The organism is Vibrio azureus (assembly GCF_002849855.1).
Taxonomy (GTDB): Bacteria; Pseudomonadota; Gammaproteobacteria; order Enterobacterales; family Vibrionaceae; genus Vibrio; species Vibrio azureus.
In genome coordinates, this window is record NZ_CP018617.1 from 1290595 (window position 1) to 1313134 (window position 22540).

At 41.0% G+C, this 22540-nt stretch carries 23 protein-coding genes and 1 pseudogene; 6 read left to right on the forward strand and 18 right to left on the reverse strand.

Annotation, left to right across the window (positions count from 1 at the left end; translation table 11 throughout):
- Positions 1-151: 151 nt before the first annotated feature.
- The 4 genes from BS333_RS19530 to BS333_RS19545 are packed head-to-tail and all read right to left on the reverse strand — an operon-like array spanning position 152 to position 6052.
- On the reverse strand, positions 152-1036 hold the full coding sequence (locus BS333_RS19530) for a DMT family transporter (protein ID WP_021710830.1): 885 nt from the start codon (positions 1034-1036) through the stop codon (positions 152-154).
- A gap of 17 nt (positions 1037-1053) precedes the next feature.
- Positions 1054-1947 (reverse strand): maleate cis-trans isomerase family protein, encoded by an 894-nt coding sequence (locus BS333_RS19535; protein ID WP_021710831.1) that lies wholly within the window; start codon positions 1945-1947, stop codon positions 1054-1056.
- Between the two features lie 49 nt (positions 1948-1996).
- Positions 1997-2221 carry a tautomerase family protein gene (locus BS333_RS19540; protein WP_021710832.1) on the reverse strand — a complete coding sequence of 75 codons (225 nt, stop codon included), beginning with the start codon at positions 2219-2221 and terminating at the stop codon, positions 1997-1999.
- A 12-nt stretch (positions 2222-2233) separates the two neighbouring features.
- Complete coding sequence (locus BS333_RS19545) at positions 2234-6052, reverse strand: amino acid adenylation domain-containing protein (RefSeq protein WP_021710833.1); 3819 nt, start codon at positions 6050-6052, stop codon at positions 2234-2236.
- 422 nt (positions 6053-6474) lie between these two features.
- Here BS333_RS19545 and BS333_RS22130 point away from each other — a divergent pair, with 422 nt between their 5' ends.
- The gene (locus BS333_RS22130; protein ID WP_158297090.1) at positions 6475-6636 is read left to right on the forward strand and encodes a cupin domain-containing protein; all 162 of its coding nucleotides are present in this window, start codon (positions 6475-6477) and stop codon (positions 6634-6636) included.
- A 33-nt stretch (positions 6637-6669) separates the two neighbouring features.
- A protein-coding gene (locus tag BS333_RS19550; protein ID WP_101903957.1) for an IS1 family transposase occupies positions 6670-7369 on the forward strand; the annotation gives its coding sequence in 2 pieces (ribosomal slippage) (positions 6670-6921 and positions 6923-7369; 699 coding nt in all).
- Positions 7370-7474: 105 nt separating this feature from the next.
- Here the strand turns inward: BS333_RS19550 and BS333_RS19555 are convergent.
- From BS333_RS19555 to BS333_RS19570, 3 genes are all read right to left on the reverse strand, one after another.
- Positions 7475-8026: an SUKH-3 domain-containing protein gene (locus BS333_RS19555; protein ID WP_081691989.1), complete on the reverse strand. Its 552-nt coding sequence runs from the start codon at positions 8024-8026 to the stop codon at positions 7475-7477.
- Between the two features lie 189 nt (positions 8027-8215).
- A complete protein-coding gene (locus tag BS333_RS19565) occupies positions 8216-8665 on the reverse strand; it encodes a hypothetical protein (protein WP_021711915.1) in 450 nt (149 codons plus the stop codon).
- Positions 8662-8919, reverse strand: a complete 258-nt coding sequence (locus BS333_RS19570; RefSeq protein WP_021711914.1) for a hypothetical protein — start codon at positions 8917-8919, stop codon at positions 8662-8664. The genes BS333_RS19565 and BS333_RS19570 overlap by 4 nt, the downstream gene beginning before the upstream one ends.
- 79 nt (positions 8920-8998) lie before the next feature.
- Between BS333_RS19570 and BS333_RS19575 the strand changes: the two genes are divergently transcribed.
- Positions 8999-9352 (forward strand): hypothetical protein, encoded by a 354-nt coding sequence (locus tag BS333_RS19575; protein ID WP_021711913.1) that lies wholly within the window; start codon positions 8999-9001, stop codon positions 9350-9352.
- A gap of 253 nt (positions 9353-9605) precedes the next feature.
- Here the strand turns inward: BS333_RS19575 and BS333_RS19580 are convergent, their stop codons facing one another.
- From BS333_RS19580 to BS333_RS19600, 5 genes are all read right to left on the reverse strand, one after another.
- Complete coding sequence (locus BS333_RS19580; protein WP_021711912.1) at positions 9606-10508, reverse strand: acyl-CoA desaturase; 903 nt, start codon at positions 10506-10508, stop codon at positions 9606-9608.
- Positions 10509-10729: 221 nt separating this feature from the next.
- On the reverse strand, positions 10730-11224 hold the full coding sequence (locus tag BS333_RS19585; protein ID WP_021711911.1) for a GNAT family N-acetyltransferase: 495 nt from the start codon (positions 11222-11224) through the stop codon (positions 10730-10732).
- Between the two features lie 135 nt (positions 11225-11359).
- Complete coding sequence (locus BS333_RS19590) at positions 11360-12013, reverse strand: hypothetical protein (protein WP_021711910.1); 654 nt, start codon at positions 12011-12013, stop codon at positions 11360-11362.
- A 136-nt stretch (positions 12014-12149) separates the two neighbouring features.
- Positions 12150-13238 carry a leucine-rich repeat domain-containing protein gene (locus tag BS333_RS19595; RefSeq protein WP_218927354.1) on the reverse strand — a complete coding sequence of 363 codons (1089 nt, stop codon included), beginning with the start codon at positions 13236-13238 and terminating at the stop codon, positions 12150-12152.
- 255 nt (positions 13239-13493) lie between these two features.
- Positions 13494-13694 (reverse strand): hypothetical protein, encoded by a 201-nt coding sequence (locus tag BS333_RS19600; protein WP_418369079.1) that lies wholly within the window; start codon positions 13692-13694, stop codon positions 13494-13496.
- A 25-nt stretch (positions 13695-13719) separates the two neighbouring features.
- On the opposite strand from BS333_RS19600, the pseudogene BS333_RS22375 reads away from it, so the two are divergent.
- Positions 13720-13833, forward strand: a pseudogene (locus tag BS333_RS22375) (IS6 family transposase); the annotation flags it as partial.
- 80 nt (positions 13834-13913) lie between these two features.
- Here BS333_RS22375 and BS333_RS19605 read toward each other — a convergent pair.
- The 4 genes from BS333_RS19605 to BS333_RS19615 form a co-directional block, all read right to left on the reverse strand.
- Positions 13914-14762, reverse strand: a complete 849-nt coding sequence (locus tag BS333_RS19605) for a hypothetical protein (protein ID WP_021711925.1) — start codon at positions 14760-14762, stop codon at positions 13914-13916.
- A gap of 232 nt (positions 14763-14994) precedes the next feature.
- The gene (locus tag BS333_RS19610; RefSeq protein WP_021711924.1) at positions 14995-15432 is read right to left on the reverse strand and encodes a hypothetical protein; all 438 of its coding nucleotides are present in this window, start codon (positions 15430-15432) and stop codon (positions 14995-14997) included.
- A gap of 54 nt (positions 15433-15486) precedes the next feature.
- Entirely contained in the window at positions 15487-15657 is a 171-nt protein-coding gene (locus BS333_RS22135; protein ID WP_156007164.1) for a hypothetical protein, read from the reverse strand.
- A 43-nt stretch (positions 15658-15700) separates the two neighbouring features.
- Positions 15701-17203 (reverse strand): leucine-rich repeat domain-containing protein, encoded by a 1503-nt coding sequence (locus tag BS333_RS19615; RefSeq protein WP_050568089.1) that lies wholly within the window; start codon positions 17201-17203, stop codon positions 15701-15703.
- Positions 17204-17912: 709 nt separating this feature from the next.
- On the opposite strand from BS333_RS19615, the gene BS333_RS19620 reads away from it, so the two are divergent.
- Entirely contained in the window at positions 17913-18362 is a 450-nt protein-coding gene (locus BS333_RS19620) for a hypothetical protein (RefSeq protein WP_021711933.1), read from the forward strand.
- 93 nt (positions 18363-18455) lie between these two features.
- Positions 18456-19193, forward strand: coding sequence for an IS6 family transposase (locus tag BS333_RS19625; RefSeq protein ID WP_101903961.1), 738 nt, complete (start codon positions 18456-18458; stop codon positions 19191-19193).
- A gap of 124 nt (positions 19194-19317) precedes the next feature.
- Here the strand turns inward: BS333_RS19625 and BS333_RS19630 are convergent, their stop codons facing one another.
- Both BS333_RS19630 and BS333_RS19635 read right to left on the reverse strand, forming a co-directional pair.
- Positions 19318-21435: a leucine-rich repeat domain-containing protein gene (locus tag BS333_RS19630; RefSeq protein ID WP_101903962.1), complete on the reverse strand. Its 2118-nt coding sequence runs from the start codon at positions 21433-21435 to the stop codon at positions 19318-19320.
- Positions 21436-21971: 536 nt separating this feature from the next.
- Positions 21972-22523 carry an SUKH-3 domain-containing protein gene (locus tag BS333_RS19635; protein WP_101903963.1) on the reverse strand — a complete coding sequence of 184 codons (552 nt, stop codon included), beginning with the start codon at positions 22521-22523 and terminating at the stop codon, positions 21972-21974.
- Positions 22524-22540: the final 17 nt, after the last annotated feature.

Here is a 22540-nt window from a genome sequence, read left to right on the forward strand (position 1 = left end):
ATCTTTGAAAGATACGCATGAAAAGAGGTGCTCAGATAGACACCTCAGACACATATTCAATTTTTGCAACAAGCCCAGAAAAAGTATCTTGAAACCTGAAACACATATTACAAGGTTTTTCTAGCAAATAGTCGTAATAACCTCCCCCAAACTACTCATGTACTATCTCACCAGTTGCTTTTTTTTGGTTAAATGCAACAGCTATCAATATGAGTAATAATGCTACCCAAGTGTTTAAACCAACATGTTCATGAGCGAAAGCAAAGCCAATCAATACACCGAAGGTTGGGACAAGGTAGTTAGTTAATGAAGCAAATACTGGGCCAGCATTTGAGATGAGTATCATATATAGGAAATACACTACTCCTGCACACATTACACCTAGGTAGACGATAGATAAAAATGAATCTAAGGTTATATTTCTTGGTATTTGACTACCAGTAAATAGTGAAATCAGTAATATCTGTAAGCTAGCTGAGCCCAATACATTTCTTGCCACAATTAATGGGTGCTCATCTCCACATTTAGACAGTAGTAGAAGCGCTACACCAAACGACGCGGAGGCACCAAGGATGGCTGTGGCCCCCCAAAAGTTTAATGAGTTATTACCCTCTATAATGCCCGGTGCAAATAGAAACAGTAAGCCGAAGAAACCGACGAAGACGCTAAGAATACTGGCACGAGAAATTTTGTTCCCTGCACTTAGTAGTGGCGTAAATAAGATGACAAAAAATGGAATGGTGCCAATAAGCACTGAGGCAATGGACGAGGAGACATACTGCTGTCCCCATGGCACTAGCGTAAATGGTATTGATGCTTCTAGCAGTCCGATCAGCATGTAGACAATCCAAGAGGTGCCACCCTTGGATTGTACGTTTAGCATCTTACACATAACAAATAGTGTAATAAAACCCACGATGGCTCGACCAACGCCAACCAGCTGTGGTGTTAAAGCGGTGAGTGCAATTTTTTGAAATATAAACTGAGAGCCCCAAATTAAACCAATGACTGCCAGCAGAAAATATTTGTTCTTCATGTTTTAAAACCTCCAAGCTAGTGATCACGGAAAATTCGGCTGGCATTGATGAGCTTATCCGAGATGCCGTTACTTCGCAGTGCATGCCAAAGCACAACGGCGTTGATACTAAGTAGAGGGACGCCGATTCTGCTCTCTAATTGTTCTGCGAGGTTCACAAAGCTCATATTTGTACCACATTGAACGATTGCGTCTAAATTATTGCTTTTCACATCGAGTAAACCCAAGATAGCGCTTTGCTTGAGTGAATCTGGGATATGGGCAATATGTTGAGTGTTACCACACGCTAAGCCAACATCGGCGACCACGTTGTAACCCAAATCCTGGAACATTTTTTTCGCAGAAGCGTTCCCTTGCGCTTCAAATGGCGTGATAATTCCAATATTTTTCGCTTGATATTGTTTGAGTGCGAGATCTATGGCTTGATGGCAAGTTGACCAGTCCATATTGGTGGTAGCTATAGTGCTATCAATGGGCGTAGAGACTTGGTCAATGCCGTATAAGATATGTTCTAAGCTCATGCCCAATATCAGGTGATCGGGGTCCGCAAGCTTGGCTATATTGACTGCGTCTTGTAACCCAGCTAAGAAGCTAGTTTTATAGCGCTCAATATCTTGTTCACTGTTAATCTCAGGTTTTGGGGTCAGTACATTCGACGTGTGAAAGCCAATACCACGCAGTGAATCAACGTTATGGTTATCAATAAGGATGCTCCAGATTTCTTTTTCCATCGTCGTATTGGTGGCAGGAACAATGAGACCAAACTTCTTATTGGAATGAAGTGGGTCTGCATGATAAGTACTTCGGTCTATCTCTCCATACTTTTCAATGAACTTACCATTGAAATAAATGCCATCTTTGGTAAAACTTGGCTTGATGGTGTTGCTTTTTCTCGAGGCTAATTTGTTCATAATCCGCTCTTAAGATTAAATAGCGTGGTCTTGGACCACGCTGTGTGAATTAGTAGTTGGGTTTCTTGACTAAGATGTCTTGTCTATCTTCTATATCAGGTTGGTAAACATCTTTATTCCAGAGCTCTTGCTCCACATCCTGCATGGAGACGGAGACAACCTCATCTGGGCAGTCAAACCCTGATGAAATGACGTTCGCTATCTTATTGGCAATGCGTTCTTTGTCTTCCCGAGAAATGTGTGAGGGGAAGTGTTTAATCAATACATGTGGCATGATGTGTCTCTCTTATGAAGCTTGGTTAATGGTGTTGTAAATAGTGCTGGATTCATTGAGGATTTCTGATATTTCTTTAGAGCCACCAACAGACAGCGATTGGTAATGATCATAGGTTAAGCTGAATACGCTTGGTGTTGTCAAATAGTAGCTATCACTACCATCAACAAATGCATAATCGTCACCAATGGACTTTAATATAGAAATCTCAGCCTTGATGGTTCGTTTCTCTAACTCTCTAAAGCTGTATTTAAAATCATAGGTTTGTTCAACAATGGAAACAATACGCGCGATTGTACCTGTGTCTATTTCCGGTAGGTGATGTTGAACAAAATCGATAAATGATGCTTTGCTATTCACCTGTAATAAGCACTGTTCAAGATCACTACCTGTAATTTTTCTAAAGAAAACGGAATACAATATTGTGAGGTATTTGTGATTGGTATAGCAGGCTACTTCCTCTACATGAGATGCAATATTGAGTTTTGGTGAGCCAGGCGCGATGAGAGCGAGTTGTTTTACTACCTCTCCTTGTTTTTCCAGTTGGTAGGCCGTTTCAAACGCAACCCTAGCACCAAAAGAGTATCCCCAAAGATAATATGGGCCTGTAGGCTGCACTTGTTTAATTGCTTTAACGTCTTCAGCGGCCATATCCTCTATGGTCGAGTAAGGCAGCTCATTTTCATTAATCCCATAGGCTTGAACGCCATAAAATTGGTCATCAACTCTTTCTGCTAGGTTCTTAAGCCCCATTGGGTAACCTCCTAGGCCTGGCCAGCAGAATATTTTTTTATCACCTTGTCGTTGATTTAATGGCAAAACTCTAAGCGTTGTTGTTTCACTGCATTTTACAATATGATGTTCAATTTTTCTTACGCTGCATTGATTAAACAGGACTTGGAGAGGTAGGGAAACACCCAAAGCCTCATTGATCTCAGATATCAACATGACGCCACTGAGTGAGTCCCCGCCAGAGGCAAAAAACTCATCGTCTATTGAGACATTGTTGTATCCTAAAATTGATGACCAAATTTGCGCCAGTGTGGTTTGTAGATCGTTTTCTGGCTGAGTAATGACCGCATTGTTACTATTTTCCCCTTGAAGAGCGAGTTGTTTGAGCTGGTTATTATCCACTTTACCATTTGAGGTAAGTGGCATGGTATGCAAGATAGCAATATTATTTGGAATCATATGGATAGGGAGCGTTCTCTTTAAGTCATCTCTGAGGATTTCAGTTGGGCCTTTTGAGTGAATGAGATCTTCCTTCATACCTTGTGAACGAATTTGCTCTTTGGTGATAGGACCGCCAATGGCGAAATAGAATGCGCCGACCTTTTTGTTTTCGCCACTGAGTATGTCTCTCATTCGCTTACAAGAAGGGAGGTCATGACCTGTTTTAGAGCTGTAGCCAGACGACATCAAACCTATTCCTTGTTTGTTTAGTTGCAGCCTTTGTAGCTCACGGCCGAGCCATATATACGCATCCCAACGGCTTTCATCGGAGACCACTAACGACACACCAAAATGAGACTCGTTGTAGACTCTTTGATTGATGGCTATCATGTCTTTCTTGCGAATGTTTTTTTCGCAGATAAATCTAATATCACCATTCATGCAGAGGTATGTTCCAGACGTTAGTTGGGCAATTTTTGAGTTGTTAGCTTGAATGTACGTTTCTACAGGAGAATTGTGAGCGCTTTTGGGGTCAGTAATGACATCAAAACTCGCCAGGTACAACGAGTCGCTGCTTGTGATCACTCCACTGGCAAGGTCACTGGATTGGTACAACTTTGAAGCATGCAAGCCGTAGTCAGATAAGACATCATCAAACATGCCTATGATATGACCGGCTTCCATTTCCAACACTTCAAGGACATTGTTTGTATATACACAGGAAATGGCCGAACGAATGCCGACTAGGTGAATTTTTATTTGGTTACGTTTAGTCGTTGTATTGACCAAAGTGAATAAGTGGTCAATTGGGTTGTAATAATAGACACCATTTGCAATTCCCGATATATCAGATAATTCAACGTAGATTTGCACGGCATAGAGCGCACCCGGAGAGGCGTAAGAATACTTAGGTAGTAATCTCTCTGAGCTATGAAACTGACCGAACATCCTCATGATGGATCCTAATTCTTCAATCGTGTGATTGAATCCAGCGTCTTTATTGGTCTGATTGGAGCGAGACACTAACGAGATTAAATCTTGAACGTCCAATTTCTCTCCTTTGAAGCTCCGGTATGTTTTTCTCGCAAACGCTTTTTGTGACTGCGCTGTGGTCTCGGATTGACCGGGCAGTTTGACGCTTCGCTCATTTGATGAAAATGTTCTCACCCCAGGGTTAGACAGCTGGGCTTTGACTTGCTTTTTGCTGTTTTTGGAGACGTGATGGCTTTGGTCTAGCCCTTGGTCCATTAGCGCAGCTTCTCTTGGATTTAGTTCTACATAGGCTGATATTTCTTTGTTTTCCGTTCGAGAATTTTCCGTAACAATAACTCCAGCATGCTTAACCCAGTCATGGCTTTCTATTGCGACTTTCACTTCGTCCAACTCGATGCGATACCCTCTGACTTTAACTTGGTGATCTTTTCTTGCTACAAAGTGGAGGTTACCCATGTTGTCGCGAAAACCTAAATCTCCGGTTTTATAGATTAACTGCTCAGCTTGATGGTTTAGGCCTTGAGTCAGAATAAACTTTTCGGTAGTTGCCCTTTTATTGTTATGGTAGCCCGGCGATAGCTGAACCCCGCTGATGCAGATCTCACCCACTTCATGGCCTTCGACCAATTCCCCTGAATCACGACAGATGAATATTTCGGTATTACTAACAGGAGTGCCAATCGGAATAACCTCTGGATAGTGCTCTAGCTTATTCAGATCAACATAAAGATAAGAGGCGTTAATCGTGCATTCTGTTGGACCATACAGGTTGATCAATCGCTTATTGGGTAGATGCTCTTTGAACTCCAACGCCAGCTTTTTGGTGAGTGCTTCTCCGCCACAATACACTTCCACTAAGCTATCGCATGAATAAAATTCACGATATGACAGCAGAGCTTTTAGTAGGGTTGGTACACATTGAAGAGATGTCACATTATGCTGTTTTATTTCAGCAATAATTTTGTTTGGGTTCTTATACAAGTCTGAGTCACCAAGAACGACGGTTGTACCACAACAAATGGACAGTATTTCCCACTGGGCGGCATCAAAACTCATTGGTGTTTTTTGCAAGATGGTTTTGCTGTTATTGAACTTCAACTCTTCCGATACCCACTGCATCTGATTGGCAATATTATGGCTATTGATAGCAACACCTTTAGGCTTTCCTGTGCTCCCTGAGGTATAAATCATGTAAGCTGGCGAGTTTTCGTGCTCTTGAGGCTGAGCAAGGAGTTCAGGAATAAATGCATCTGATGAACAAAAGTCAAGCTGTTCTAGTATGATGATGTGTGTATCGTCATCAATGAAGTTGCGAAGTTTATCTACATATTTCTGCTTGGTGAAAATGACCTTTACACCAGAATCTGAAATCATATATTCGATACGTTCGTCGGGGTATTCTGGAGCTAGAGGAACGTATCCCATGTTGGATAATAGGGCGCCAAATACGCCGTAATACATACTTTCGTCCTGTTCAGTATATATACCAATATACTGCCCTTTTTCAGTAAATATCTTTTTTAATAGTTGTGAAACAGCCCAAGCACCTTTAATAATATCCTTGTATGTATATTGTAGGCTTCCTTTTTTAATAGCTGTCCTATTTTTATTGGCTGAAAGTTGGCCAATAAGCATTGATAATAAACTTGGATTATTAGTATTCATTAATATTAACTTCTGATGTTTTTATTATATAAAAATTTATGGATTTTAGTAGGGTATTGAAATTAAATGGTTTACTTCCGTTACTTTTTTAAGATTATCAAGGTGCAACTGATTGTTCAAGAAATTTGTTTTAATTATATCATTTGCATTCTTTGCATAATCGACTGTGCTGGGCTAATTCCTCAAACTGTAAAAAACTAAAGATGTATCTGAGGTTTTTTCAACAAGCCTTTAATTATGCCCAAGTCTCCAAAAGTTTGCGACAAAACCAGATTTAGAGAATAAATTAAAATTAAATTTGTAATTTAATATCCCAGTTAATGTTTGATAGATCACACTATATGAAGTCGGAATGATTTACATTTGAATTTTATAAATATATAAATATAATTTATCTCCACGATTAATAAGAATTAAAGATTATGTCTTCAGTAGTTAAATATTTAATTGACAAGTTCAACTTAAGACCACACCCAGAAGGGGGGTATTTTTCTGAGAATTATCGTTCAGAAGAAATATTAAACTGCCCACCAAAGGGGCTTGTTGCAAAAACCGGTCATGACTCCAACCTGTTGATTGTGTGATAGAATATGACCTCACTTTTTAGAGGTATTTCGATGGCTACCATTCAAGTAAACTGTCGCTTTTGTAATCAAAGCGAGCCTGTACGGAAACATGGTATAGGGGCTGCTGGCTTTCAGCGATTTCGTTGCCTTGATTGCAAGCGTTCATTCCAACTCGATTATGCCTACGAAGCCTACAAGCCATGGGTTAAAGAACAAATCGTAGATATGGCTATGAATAGCTCTGGTGTTAGAGAAACCGCACGTGTATTAAAGGTGGGATATAACACCGTACTACGCACTTTAAAAAAAGCTCACGCCAAAACAAGTCACAACGATACCTTTTGACTTCGCCAATATTGAATTGATATGCGAAGTGGACGAGCAATGGTCATTTGTTGCTAAGAAGAAAAATCAACGTTGGCTTTGGTACGCATGGGAACCTCGATATAAACGTGTGATTGCTCATGCTTTTGGGAAAAGAGATACCGATACCTTTAATGAGCTACAACGGCTATTATCAAAATTCACAATCCCATTTTATTGCACCGATGACTATAGCGTGTACTCATCGAGTCTCCCGAAAGAGAAACATATCATTGGAAAACGATACACCCAAAGGATAGAAAGAACCAACCTTACACTCAGATCTCGTATTAAGCGTCTAGCCAGGAAAACCATTGGTTTCTCTAAATCAGAAGAAATGCACGATAAGGTTATCGGCACCTTTATTGAACGAGAATATTACACTTAATCAACAGGTTGGAGTCATGACCCTGGAAACATTATTAACCAGAGAATAAAAATGAGGTGCTCATAAGAACACCCCAGATATAACTCTACATTTTAAAAAAGCGATTTACAGCGGAATAAGACCTAATTCGATGTCATACAACCAAGGTGCTGGCTTTGTGGTACTATAATAGGTGAGCCTTTGTGAAGATGTTAATTTTTTCTCAACACCTTCTGGGTAGTTGGCACACATACAAGGCTCTGGGTACTCGATAACGACCCACTTTCTTTCCCTAAAAACTATAGTTTCAATAAACTCATCTAAATTTTCACCTAGAAAAGAAATGTCTCCATCTGAGTGATAAAAGCGTCCATGTTTATCCAAAAATAGGTAACCAGGCATATCGTCCATTGTACCAATTGGATATAGTTCAAAAGGAAGCATAAATTCTTCAATCGTTTCTGACACAATCCTTTTTACAGAAACGAAATTATCTCTCGTCAGAATTAAAGGTCTTTTATAACCACCGTCATCAATTAAAGTGAGACCGTATATATTTCTCAGAATTCTTTTGATATTGTCATTGATTGAATAGGCTGAATACTCTTCAGGTAATTCAACCATACGTTCACTACTCCAACCCATGGAGGTGAGATATTCTTTAGTTTTTTGTTGCATTATCTATTACACTGTAAAGTAGTTCAGTTATATTTTTGGTTAAGTTGTGATGAGCCGAAACTGAGGGTGCAGGAGAGCTCCGCCTTCCTCAATAAACTCTTCAATATCTATGGAATTTACGCCTGAAAAGAGGTGCTCAATTAGGTACCTCAGAAACATCTTCAATTTTTGCAACAAGCCCGTTTGGAACTAGGGCACTACGTCAGCTCGCATCAAGGTAACTTTATTAATTGTCTCTGAGCCCACACGATACTCGATATGGATAGCAAACCCAGCGCGTGAAAATCGATCCCAAGCTCCGTACTCACCGAGAACTGGGTCACTGATCGCGTCACCGCTTTTAGATGGAGAACCGAATAAGACAATGACTTCATTGCGCCTTGAATTCAACTCCAAATCTTTAAGGTCTTCGCCAAAGTTTCGGCACCCATCGAAGTATAGATAAATACTACTGACCTTATCTTGCTCATCAGTTACGAAGTCCATTCCATCGTCCGGAAAGACATAATCAAATTGAGTACTTTCAAGGTCATTCTCAGTCGATTTTTCATACTTCCAGTCTTTAAAAGGATGTTCGGAAAGAATCGCAGAGCTATTTTTACCTAAGTAACTCGCTATCATTTCAATAGTTAAAGTCATCGGTTTCTCATTGCCTCGTTAAAAATCGCACGATCTCGTGCAGCAGCTGATCCAAGATCTGCTGCATCTTCAGCTATTCGCGCCGGAGTATTTCTGCCGCCATAAGTCGGGCTGGTCTGCTGATGTATTTTCCTTGGTGACGCTACTGCTGGCGTGTTAGCTTTCAAAGCAGAACGTTCGGCTTTTGTTAGAGTTCTACCTAATGCCGCTTCTCTACCGGCTACTTGGGCCGCAAAAGATGGCTGATGGTCCATATCAAGGGGCTTGTTGCAAAAACCTCGGCACTGCTGCTGGTAAATGGGGAGCTGATTTTGCGTATGAGTGGGCTACCGAATGATAGAATCTATTGATGTAATATTATTTTTTGCTCGAAAGTTTATAGCTATTTATGCCATAGCCTGGTGCTTTCCATCGGTAGTTGTATTACCAATGATCTCGCTGGGTAGTTTTAAACACATTATTTTCATAGATAAGCAGTTGGCTAAAGATTTAAATAAGTATTACGACTATAACGGTTATATGAGACCGAAGTATCAAGCATCGTGGGATGTTGGAAGTCGGTTTATTAATTACTGTATTGCTTATCCTTTTATTCGGCATCGTGAGCAAACAGATTCTAAAAAATTTAAGGCCTTTATGTGGTGGAACGCTTTGGGGCTTTGGTGTTGGATCATGGTTTTTTTCTAGCTTTCCTTGAGAAAGGTCTAGGCATTTCATTCTGATTTAACTTAAGTTGTTTAGTACGAAACTAAAAAATTTTACTTTTTGCTAGTGCGATTTTGCTCATCGTACTAGCACTTCACCACAAATTTTCCATATCTGTGTAACCCTCCCTAAAACTGAGGGTGCAGGAGAGATCCGCCTTCCTTAATGAATTCTTCAATATCTTCGGAATTTACGCATAAAAAGAGGTGCTCAGATAGGCACCTCAGACACATCTTCAGTTTTTGCAACAAGCCCGCCTTAACTCGGCTCTATCAGGCAAATCATGAGGTAAAACTACATTCCAAACCAAGCCAAAACGAGAAAACAACCTCAATACATACCACCCAAGATCAATTTGTCCGTTATAAAGTGCCAATTTAGCAGACCCCGGATATGCATGGTGATTGTTATGATAACTTTCACCCATCGTAAGAATTGCAGCAAAACGCACATTATGACCTTGAACACTGGCACCATCTACGTGCCAATCTCGATGACCTTCGTTATGGGCATGATAGCCAATTAACCAATGACCAAAGATAGATACTGAGACTCTAACAAACACTCCCCATATTACCCATGATACCCCGCCCAACATGAACAAAAGCACCGCAATTGGTAATTGTTGGAGCATCCAAGTTTTTTCCATCAATTGATAGACTTTGTCATTGGCAACTTCAGGCTCAATTTGTATTTTTGGCGGACTTTTCAACTTAATATCGCAAAACAACTGCCAATAAAAATCGACTAGCATTGGCTGTTGATGACCGAAGTAGCTGTGGCATTGTTCCTGCCTCTGTGCCCAATCACGAATATCATGAGTCCAAATCATACCGAAAGGGCCTCCAAGTCCAACGATAACTCCCAAATGAACAAACAAATACTCCATCCATTTAGGGCACTGGTAACTTTTATGTATCAACCGCCTATGCATTCCAAGTGAATGCCCTAAACATAAAGAAATTGCTGTTGAAATGGCGAAAACAACGAGCGCATCCCAAGAAAATGTGAGTAAGCCTCCAATGATAGATATTAGAAAAATGCCACCAACCCAAGCCACCTTTAATGGAGAAATGACCACGTACCCAGAGTTAGCATTGACTTGTTGTTTGGTGATAACCCTCTCATTGCTATACATATACCCGTCCTGTTTTATGCATCTTGGATAGAATCTGTGTAGTGGCATAGTTAATTTAGTCATTTAGTTAGAAGTGAGTAACGCAACACTGATGTAACCTCATACCACCTTAATCACTAAAACCAACGCATAGTAAAAATGCGGGCTTGTTGCAAAAAACCTCACAGGCAGGTTGTGAGGTTTTGCAACAAGCCCCTTATAACCATCATGTCATGCATATTTTATTTATTTGTAATCACAAATTCATGAAAGCCTTCGGTCTCAGATGGTTCAACTTTCAATACATTCTCAATCGGTAATTTCGCAAAAATTCTGTCCCAAAACTTTAATGCTTCGCAGTCTTTTTTATAAACGGCTACATGCCAATTTGATGAGCTATTTAACATTAACTGGCGAACAGCATGCACAGCGATCCCTTTTGAACGATACTTAGGTAGGATAAAAATATCAGACAGCTCAGGCATTTCACGCTCTAATATTTCTGTGGACTCCACAGTCACGAAACCGGCGAGATTGTTTTCAACAACGATTAAGTAAGCGTCACAGTCTTCGTCACCCGCAGCGACACCTCTGAGGTATTCTTCATCAATATCAAATCTGCCTGAACTATCGATATCTTCGTTATCAAAATTACTTTGATGGTATTGATAAAATTGCCAAAGCATTGAAAATGCAGGTAAATGTTTTTTAGTTAATTTTCGGAGTGCTATGTTCATTTTTATCTCTAACGTTTTAGTACTTATGCGACACGCTGTTTGTGTGGGCTTGTTGCAAAAACCTCACAACCCGCCATGCTAAATAACTCTTTAATACGTTTGAACTAAGGTTCTCAGATAGGAATTAGCTTCCAATTACTTACTGTTAACTTCCCAACTAGACAGTAATTTGAGATAGCTAGAGTTAATAGAGTTCATGATTTTTATGTTATCACCATATAAAGACATCTGGATTTCAACAGTTTTGTAATAACTAATAAGATGGCAGTAAACTTTTGATAAATCTTTGCCATCCGTTCCTGGAGGAGACATACAACTGGATACCCAGTTTAACCGAAATTCCCCCCCAACAATAGGTGATGTTTTAAAGTAATGCCACGTAGTTGGGTACCCAGCTTCTGGATAAACCCGATAAAGTTTCATTTCATCATCAAACTCAACAATTCTATTTTCAAATAAACCTTTTCGATTCCATGCATCTACAGCATCGGGATTGAGTCGATTACTCAATCCCGAGATCAAAGTAGTTACCTGATCAATAAGGCCTGAGTGTGATTTAGAAGTAAAACCTAAGTCAGACACAGGCACACCAAGCAAGATGCTTTTCTCAACATCAAATTCTTTGCCTTTGGCTACCAGCGACTGTGGAAAACCTGACAAAAGATACTTCTTGGGGATTGATAACTTTGTATTTCCAATATCTACATTTATATCACCTGTATCTCCCTCCGAACCGGGGCATCCAATTAGGCAAAAAGACAAAGCAATAACTAAATATACTCTAATCATCCTATAAATCCTTACAGTGTGTTATCACAGCCGGACGCTGTAGGCCACAACATCCAAATTAAATTTGATGTGGACACGTAATATCCTACACATTCAGGCATTACCACATAATAATGTGGCAACACCCAAAAACGTATTAATTTCGTTTAATTTTCACACTATCATCAAACGCCCCCTGTCCAATGGTGGTCACTGAATCAGGAATCGTCACGCTGGTAAGATTGTTGCCTCCAAACGCCCACTTCCCAATGGTGGTCAGTGAATTAGGAAGGGTCACGCTGGTAAGATTGTTTTCTGTAAACGCCCCCTGCCCAATGGTGGTCACTGAATCAGGAATCGTCACGCTGGTAAGATTGTTGTATCTAAACGCCCACTCCCCAATGGTGGTCACTGAATCAGGAATGGTCACACTGGTGAGATTATTGTAAGCAAACGCCCCATACCCAATGGTGGTCACTGAATCAGGAATGGTCACACTGGTGAGCGGGTTGTATGCAAACGCCCCCTCCCCAATGGTGGTCACTGAATCAGGAATAGTCACGCTGGTGAGATTATTGTTTGCAAACGCATTCTTCCCAATGGTGGTGACTGAATTAGGAATGGTCACGCTGGTAAGATTGTTGCCTCCAAACGCATTCTTCCCAATGGTGGTCATTGAATCAGGAATCGTCACGCTGGTGAGATTGTTCATTGAAAACGCCCCCCCACCAATGGTGGTCACTGAATCAGGAATAGTCACGCTGGTGAGATTGTTTTCTGCAAACGCCCCCTCCCCAATGGTGGTCACCGAATCAGGGATGGTAACGCTGGTGAACTTGTTGTTTGCAAACGCCCCCTCCTCAATGGTGGTGACTGAATTAGGAATCGTCACGCTGGTGAGATTGTTGCCTCCAAACGCCCCCTCCCCAATGGTGGTCACTGAATCAGGGATGGTCACACTGGTGAGATTGTTGCCATAAAACGCCCACTCCCCTATTTCTTTAACTGTTACACTATCCAATACTTTAGGAATGATAATACTAGGATACGATGCAGAATATCGATTTATCATCCCCGTTTTTTTATCAAAGTCCACCATCGCCAAAGTTAGCACCATTGACTTCGTACTTCCTTCTGGAGTTTTGGGGATGGGATTAACACTTATCCGGCCATTTGCCACGTACGTACTCCCCACGGCCACCACAATAGAGGCTAAAAACACTATAGGAACTTTACTTTTTTTCATTTTAAGACCTCAAAAAAACCATTACTCACTTTAAACACTCACAAATTTGCAACAGAAACCACGTTTCCCAGTACTTAGAAGTACGACTAGGAAAGGGAAAGCCACGGCCAAGGGGTACAGACATACCAACCTCATTGAATTTAGTTTTTTAGGTATGCTACTAAAGTTTATAAATTTATAGTGTTCAAAAGGCTAGGCAAAACGTGCTTTCTATAGGCAGAATGTCTGTTACATCGACCTGATACAAAATTCGACTTAAGACTCTCCCCCATGTATCCAACCCAGCGCCAAATCAAACCCTTCAGGCGTGATATTCACATACCAGTCCAACTCTTCCTTCCTGCGCATAATTAGGCCGTGTTCTTCTAGGGTTCGACAAGAGACTCGAAAATTGTTGGGATGGACCGTCTTCCCCATCATTCGATTCACTGCATAATTCAGAAACGTCGATTTCACTTCTTTGGGGCTTGTTGCAACAACCTTGAACAAAGGCCAGTTTGATTTTTGATTGCGTCGTGATGAACCGAAGATGAGGATGCAGGAGAGAACCGCCTTCCTCAATGAACTCTTCAATATCTTTGGAATTTATGCATGAAAAAAGGCACCCAGATGGGTACCTCAGAAACATCTTCAATTTTTGCAACAAGCCCCTTTAAAGACGCTTACCCAATATAATTATCTTTCAATGAGGATATTAAGACCGGAAGCGTAGTGCTGAACCTTTTCTCCAACCAGCTCCGATTTTTTATCATTAATATTATAGCTATATATATCTAACATTTCTGATAAAAAGCTACCTTTATCAAAAGAGAGTGAGGTTACCATAAAGAAAACTACATTTTTATCTTTTGATAGTGACAATATATGGTGACCAGTAAAATCTAGATCAATAACCTCTTCCAATTTATTATGGACATCATATATTATTGACGGACTACTACTTCTTAGGCAAAAGGTTTTTCCATTTCCTAAATAAATTGCATCAGTACAATCTAAAGTGAAATCATCGACTAACTGTCCGGAAAATGTATATATAATCATCCTCATTTCACGAGGTATATACCATGATACATAACTATTACCAATAATATCACCACTAACCGCACTAGAATTAGTGATGGTAGTTAGCTTCTTCAAATTCTCACCACTTTGAAAAAAGAGATATTGCCTCGGAGGATCAGCATCTTCAAAGAAAAACCTACTTTCATCGGAGATAACTACACTAGCAATAGTGTTTTTATTATAAGAGACTTTTCCTGAATTAAGATCTATTACATGTTCATCTTTACCATACCCTTCAGTAAGAGATATAAAGTCATTGTTTCCCTGAATAATAATAGGCTGACTGATATTTTCCAAAACAGGAAATGAGAATTTTTTAATTTTAGTAGTGATATCTTTAATTTCTAATGCTTGTTCTTTCTCATTAAATATAAGAACTGAACCTCCAATTTCTTCATCATTAGAACATCCGAAAATTAACATCGACAAAAAAGTACATACTATGCTTTTTTTTATAGTCATTTAATCATTACTCTTGTTTAAAAGAAGATTCAATCTCTTCCCGAACAGCACTAGTGTAAGATTGACAGTTATTAACACCTGTTCCTAAAAGCGTGTAATCACCATTACTTCCCCATTTCCCAGGTATTGTTTCTAGAAAACTTTGGTGGTTAAAAGCACCATCAATAACATAGGGCTTGTTGCAACAAGCCCGTTTTTTTTAATACGCTCCCTCTTGTTAGGCTGTAGACTCTCAAATAAAATGGATATACTCATTATCGTATTCTGCAAATAAATCAACTGTTAGCTCTGTTTCCATAGTACACATGGCAAGAGCCCCTATGAAGTTACCAGAACTAAGCGGCAAGCTCGGTTTAGTTATTAACTCACCACACCGTGAAAATACCATTGAATTAAATTCAGATTCAGATATTTCCTTAAAATCTGAGCTTTGAATGAAGCGCTGAAAGTATTGCTCTCTACCACTCCAATTTTCTTGAAGTTCAGCGGCTAGCCAAAACAACAAGCCATTATCTTTTTCTAGCTTAGGTGCCCGTGTTATTCGAATACTTTCTTCAGACGCTGCCACTCTAAATGCAAACTGATTGTAATAAGTCGAGTAAAGCCCTCGATAAAATTCTAATTGATCATTTTTGAAATCTATACTTTTTAGATCACTTCTTTTGAACATATTGGTCACTCTTCCACATGAAATGCTACATACCGCCCTGTATATGGGCTTGTTTTATTGTACATAGCTGCCTTTACCCGCTTCACGGTTGAATGGCTTTTGTCGGTCAGTTCTGCCGTCTTGTTTATTGATTGGCCAAGATAGCGATGCTGCGCATCGAGCTAGGACGCTGTAGGCCACCACATCCAAATTAAATTTGATGTGGACACGTAATATCCTACACATTCAGGCATTACCACATAATAATGTGGCAACACCCAAAAACGTATTAATTTCGTTTAATTTTCACACCATAATCAAACGCCCCCTCCCCAATGGTGGTCACTGAATCAGGAATGGTCACACTGGTAAGATAGTTTTCTGAAAACGCCCCCTCCCCAATGATGGTCACTGAATCAGGAATGGTCACACTGGTAAGATTGTTGTATCTAAACGCCAACCCCTCAATGGTGGTCACTGAATCAGGAATGGTCACACTGGTGAGATTGTTGCCAACAAACGCCCCATACCCAATGGTGGTCACTGAATCAGGAATGGTCACGCTGGTGAGATTGTTGTAAACAAACGCATCCTCCCCAATGGTGGTCATTGAATCAGGAATAGTCACGCTGGTAAGATTGTTGTTTCTAAACGCCCCCTCCCCAATGGTGGTCTCTGAATCGGGAAGGGTTAAACGGGTCAGGGCATTATAAGCAAACGCTCGCTTTCCAATGATGGTCACTGAATCAGGAATAGTCACGCTGGTAAGATTGTTGTTTCTAAACGCCCCCTCCCCAATGGTGGTCACTGAATCAGGAATGGTCACGCTGGTGAGCTTGTTATCAACAAACGCATCCTCCCCAATGGTGGTCACTGAATCAGGAATATTCACGCTGGTGAGCTTGTTGCGATAAAACGCCAACTCCCCAATGATGGTCACTGAATCAGGAATGGTCACACTGGTGAGATTGTTGAATGCAAACGCATACTTCCCAATGGTGGTCACCGAACTAGGAATGGTCACGCTGGTGAGCTTGTTATATCTAAACGCATACTTCCCAATGGTGGTCACCGAATCAGGGATGGTCACGCTGGTAAGATTGTTGTTTCTAAACGCCCCATACCCAATGGTGGTGACCGAATCGGGAATAGTTACGCTGGTAAGATTGTTGCTTGAAAACGCATACTCCCCGATGGTGGTCACCGAATCGGGAATCGTCACGCTGGTGAGCTTGTTGCTATAAAACGCATACTCCCCGATGGTGGTGACCGAATCGGGAATAGTTACGCTGGTAAGATTGTTGCTTGAAAACGCATCCTTCCCAATGGTGGTCACTGAATCAGGAATCGTCACGCTGGTGAGCTTGTTGCTATAAAACGCCCACTCCCCAATGGTGGTCACTGAATCAGGAATAGTCACACTGGTGAGATTGTTTTCTGCAAACGCCCCATACCCAATGGTGGTCACCGAATCAGGGATGGTCACGCTGGTGAGATTGTTGCCATAAAACGCCCACTCCCCTATTTCTTTAACTGTTACACCATCTAATACTTTAGGAATAATGATACTAGGATACGATGCAGAATATCGATTTATCATCCCCGTTTTTTTATCAAAGTCCACCATCGCCAAAGTTAGCATCATTGACTTCGTACTTCTTTCTGGAGTTTTGGGGGTGGGATTAACACTTATCCGGCCATCTTCTACAATTTTTTCCGCGTACGAGCAGTTACTCCCCACGGCCACCACAATAGAGGCTAAAAGCACTATAGGAGCTTTACTTTTTATCATTTTAAGACCTCAAAAAAACCATTACTCACTTTAAACACTCACAAATTTGCGACAGAACCCATGTTTCCCAGTACATAGAAGTACGACTAGGAAAGGGAAAGCTACGGCCAGGGGATACAGACATACCAACCTCATTGAATTTAGTTTTTTAGGTATGCTACTAAAGTTTATAAATTTATAGTGTTCAAAAGGCTAGGCAAAACGTGCTTTCTATAGGCAGAATGTCTGTTACATCGGGCTTATTGCAAAAACTTCACAACCCGCTGGACTTATCTTATGGTGTGTGCGGTGCTATGGCAGCGGGTTTGGTCAACGATTCAAGGTTTTGAGTGGATAAGGATGTTGAATATCTTTGGAATTTACGCATGAAATGAGGTGTTCAGATAGGCACCTCAGACACATCTTCAATTTTTTCAACAAGCCCAATAATGGAGCTGTAGAGCCTGAATATCCCAATTCAGCACACCATATAGTTATTTCTAACTCCACACATCCAGACGTTGCTACTAGAGATCATTTGTCTCAACATGGCGAAAAATGACTATGGATTAGATAGTGTTGCTCACTCTCGAGTACATACTAATAGTTATAAGAAACTAGTTCTAGATAGAATGACTAGTCAAAATAGTGCTGAAGGTATAATACATGAGCTTAACAATATATCAAATGAATTACTCAACGGAAAATTCGGAAATTAGAAGGATATAAAGTGTTAGTAAATATTTTAAAAAACATTATAGATAGTTATACTCAAAAAAACTCGCTAAGACCTCACTCCATTGGTTTTACTCTAGTATTTGATGAAAACGAAACTCCTGAAGTTCTAGTCGGGATATCTTCAGAAGATGAAGTTGAGAAGTGGAAGTCTGAACATAATGAAAACGCCAAGTATTACGTTTGGAATACAGCTGAATATGAGCACTTTGAAATAGAAGGCTTTCATGATTTAAAAATTTTTTCTATGGATAACAAGTATAGAGAAGACTATTTATCCGAAATAAACTCTATAATTAGAAAACTTGATATAGAGTTTAGAAAAGATGGAAAGGACTTTTATATATTCTCAAATGATGTTGATGATGATAACTTTATGGATTTTCTTAATAAGTCACTATCTAAAGAAAGTTTAAGTCATCTAGAATCGGAAGGTCTACTCTAGAAAAAATCGGATAATGAGTCTGTATAGGGGCTTGTTGCAAAAACCTCACAACCCGCCAGACTTTAAGTATGAATCATCACTGAGCAATGCGTTATGGCCAAGTCTGAATTCAAATGGCGACATTTCACCCCCGAACTTATCTTATGGTGTGTGCGGTGGTATGGCACTACCGCAATGAGCTACGCAAACCTCAGTGATATGCTGGCCGAACGCGGTGTATTCGTGAATCGCTCCACGATTTATCGTTGGTTTATACACTATGGGCCTATCCTACATAAGAAGTTGCGTCGTTATCAATTCACTCGTATCGATTCTTCCTGGCAGCTTGATGAAACCTACGTCAGGGTGAAAGGCAAATGGCATTATCTCTATCGAGCCATCAATAAACGTGGGGAAACGGTGGATTTCTTCTTCTCTCATAAGCGTAATAAAGAGGCCGCTTATCAATTTATCAAACGCTGCTTACGTCGCTACAAAGCTTCCTTTCATCCCAACGCATTGAATACTGACAAACATTCGTCTTATGGGAACGCCATTGATCGTCTCAATCGTGAAGGCCGCTTACGGCAAGATGTAGAACATCGACAAGTGAAATATCTCAACAATGGCATTGAATCTGACCATGCTCCCATCAAAAAGCTTATCGAAGCCACCGGCGGCTTCAAGGTTCGAAAGCGGGTTTGGTCAACGATTCAAGGTTTTGAGGGGATAAGGATGTTGAATAAAGGCCAGTTTGATTTTTGGTTACGTCGTGACGAGCCGAAGCTGAGGGTGCAGGAGAGATCCGCCTTCCTCAATGAGCTCTTCAATATCTTCGGAATCTACGCATGAAAAGAGGCACCCAGATGGATACCTCAGAAACATCTTCAATTTTTGCAACAAGCCCATCATAAGAAGGTGTCGATTTAGAGACGCTTGCGCAGTAATTTGCGGTATCTGTGTTAATACTTGAAAATCAATGAGTCGATTTAAAGACGCTTACATTCCATTTAATTTTCACACTATCATCAAACACCTCCCCAATGGTGGTCACCGAATCGGGAATGGTCACGCTGGTGAGATTGTTTTCTGCAAACGCCATATACTCAATGGTGGTCACCGAATCAGGAATAGTCACGCTGGTGAGCTTGTTTTCTTCAAACGCCCGCTTCCCAATGGTGGTCACCGAATCGGGAATGGCCACGCTGGTGAGTTCGTTTCCTGCAAACGCATACTCCCCAATGGTGGTCACTGAATCAGGAATGGTCACACTGGTGAGATTGTTGTAAGCAAACGCCCCATACCCAATGGTGGTCACTGAATCGGGAATGGTTACCTCCTTTGTTCTTCCACCATAGGAAAGGACAACCTTCTTGTTTTCAGTACCATCCTCATTACGAGCAAAAATAAAGCCATCTGAAGGCGCATTGTTGATAGTAGAGAGGGCATTATTATTAAATGCCCAGTTCCCAATGGTGGTGACTGAATCAGGAAGGGTCACGCTGGTGAGATTGTTGCTCGAAAACGCCCCCTCCCCAATAGTGGTCACTGAATCGGGAATGGTTACCTCCTTTGTTGCTCCACCATAGGAAATAACAACCTTCTTGTTTTCGGTGCCATCCTCATTGCGAGCAAAAATAAAGCCATCTGAAGGCGCATTGTTGATAGTAGAAAGAGCATTACCATTAAACGCACGCTTCCCAATGGCGGTCACTGAATCAGGAAGGGTCACGCTGGTAAGATTGTTGTTTGCAAACGCCTCCTGCCCAATGGTAGTCACCGAACTAGGAATGGTCACGCTGGTGAGATTGTTTTCTGCAAACGCATCCTCCCCAATGGTGGTTACTGAATCAGGAATGGTAACGCTGGTAAGATTGTTGCCTCCAAACGCCCACTCCCCAATGGTGGTCACTGAATCAGGAAGGGTCACGCTGGTAAGATTGTTGTGGTCAAACGCAAACTCCCCAATGATGGTCACTGAATCAGGAATGGTCACACTGGTGAGATTGTTTTCTGCAAACGCCATATACCCAATGGTGGTCACTGAATCAGGAAGGGTCACGCTGGTAAGATTGTTGTTTGTAAACGCATACTTCCCAATTGTGGTCACCGAACTAGGAATAGTCACGCTGGTAAGATTGTTGTTTGCAAACGCCCCCACCCCAATGGTGGTCACTGAATCAGGAAGGGTTACGCTGGTGAGCTTGTTGCCTCCAAACGCCCACTTCCCAATAGTGGTCACTGAATCAGGAATCGTCACGCTGGTAAGATTGTTGTCACCAAACGCCCCCTCCCCAATGGTGGTCACTGAATCAGGAATCGTCACGCTGGTAAGATTGTTGTTTCTAAACGCCCACTCCCCAATGGTGGTCACTGAATCAGGAATGGTCACACTGGTGAGCTTGTTGCTATAAAACGCCCCCTTCCTGATGGTGGTCACTGAATCGGGAAGGGTTACGCTGGTGAGATTGTTGCCTCCAAACGCCCACTCCCCAATGGTGGTCACCGAACCAGGAATGGTTACGCTGGTGAGATTGTTGTGGTCAAACGCCAACTCCCCAATGGTGGTCACTGAATCAGGAATAGTTACGCTGGTGAGTTCGTTGAATGCAAACGCCCCCTCCCCAATGGTGGTCACCGAATCAGGAATCGTCACGCTGGTGAGATTGTTGCTATAAAACGCCTCCCCCTCAATGGTGGTCACCGAATCGGGAATAGTCACGCTGGTGAGATTGTTGTCACCAAACGCCTTCTTCCCAATGGTGGTCACCGAATCAGGGATGGTCACGCTGGTGAGATTGTTGCCATAAAACGCCAACTTCCCTATTTCTTTAACTGTTACACCATCCAATACTTTAGGAATAATAATACTAGGATACGATGCAGAATATCGATTTATCATCCCCGTTTTTTTATCAAAGTCCACCATCGCCAAAGTTAGCACCATTGACTTCGTACTTCTTTCTGGAGTTTTGGGGGTGGGATTAACACTTATCTGGCCATCTTCTACAATTTTTGCCGCGTACGAGTAGTTACTCCCCACGGCCACCACAATAGAGGCTAAAAGCACTATAGGAACTTTACTTTTTATCATTTTAAGACCTCAAAAAAACCATTACTCACTTTAAACACTCACAAATTTGCGACAGAACCCATGTTTCCAAGTACATAGAAGTACGACTAGGAAAGGGAAAGCTACAGCCAGGGGGGGCAGACATACCAACCTCATTGAACTTAGTTTTTTAGGTATGTTACTAAAGTTTATAAATTTATAGTGTTCAAAAGGCTAGGCAAAACGTGCTTTCTATAGGCAGAATGTCTGTTACATCGGGCTGATACAAAATTCGGCTTAAGACTCTCCCACATGTATCCAACCCAGCGCCAAATCAAACCCATTGGGAGCCGTTCTTCGTTACGGAGTCACGCGATTGAACATAATAGGAATTAATACGTACTTTGTGTGTAGGCGCAATTTAGTAATGCCCTGTTTAGGCTGTGACAATACTCATCAAGACATAGGTCGATGTGTAGTGTAGAGACACAGGCTCTGGAAACATTATTAACCAGAGAATAAAAATGAGGTGCTCATAAGAACACCCCAGATATAACTTTACCTTTTAAAAAAGCGATTTACAGCGGAATAAGACCTAATTCGATGTCATACAACCAGGGGGCCGGCGTTTTCGAATTGTAATACGTTAACCTTTGCGAGGGTGTTAATTGGCTCTTAATTTCTTCTGGATAGTTGACACAACAACAAGGTTCAGGCTCGTCAATCCCGATCATTTTCCTCTCATAGAAAACTATCGCTTCGATAAATTCATCTAAATTTGAACCCAAAAATAATAGTTCTCCATCTAAGTAATAAACCCCCCCCTGTTTATCTATATATAGATAACCCCCAAATTCAGACAGCGAGCCGATTGGGCACAAATCTAAAGGAAGTTTATAATCCTCAATCATTTCCTCAACATGTCTTTTTGAGAATTCAAAATTCTTACTCGTTAGACGTAAAGACCTCTTATGACCAGTCTTAGTAATTAGAGTAAGCCCATATATATTCCTTAATATGCTTTTGGCATTATCATTGATTGAATAATCTGAATATTCTTCAGGTAATTCAACCATACGTTCACTACTCCAACCAATGGAGGTTAAATACTCTTCAGTTTTTTTTTGCATTATCTATTTCTCCAAAT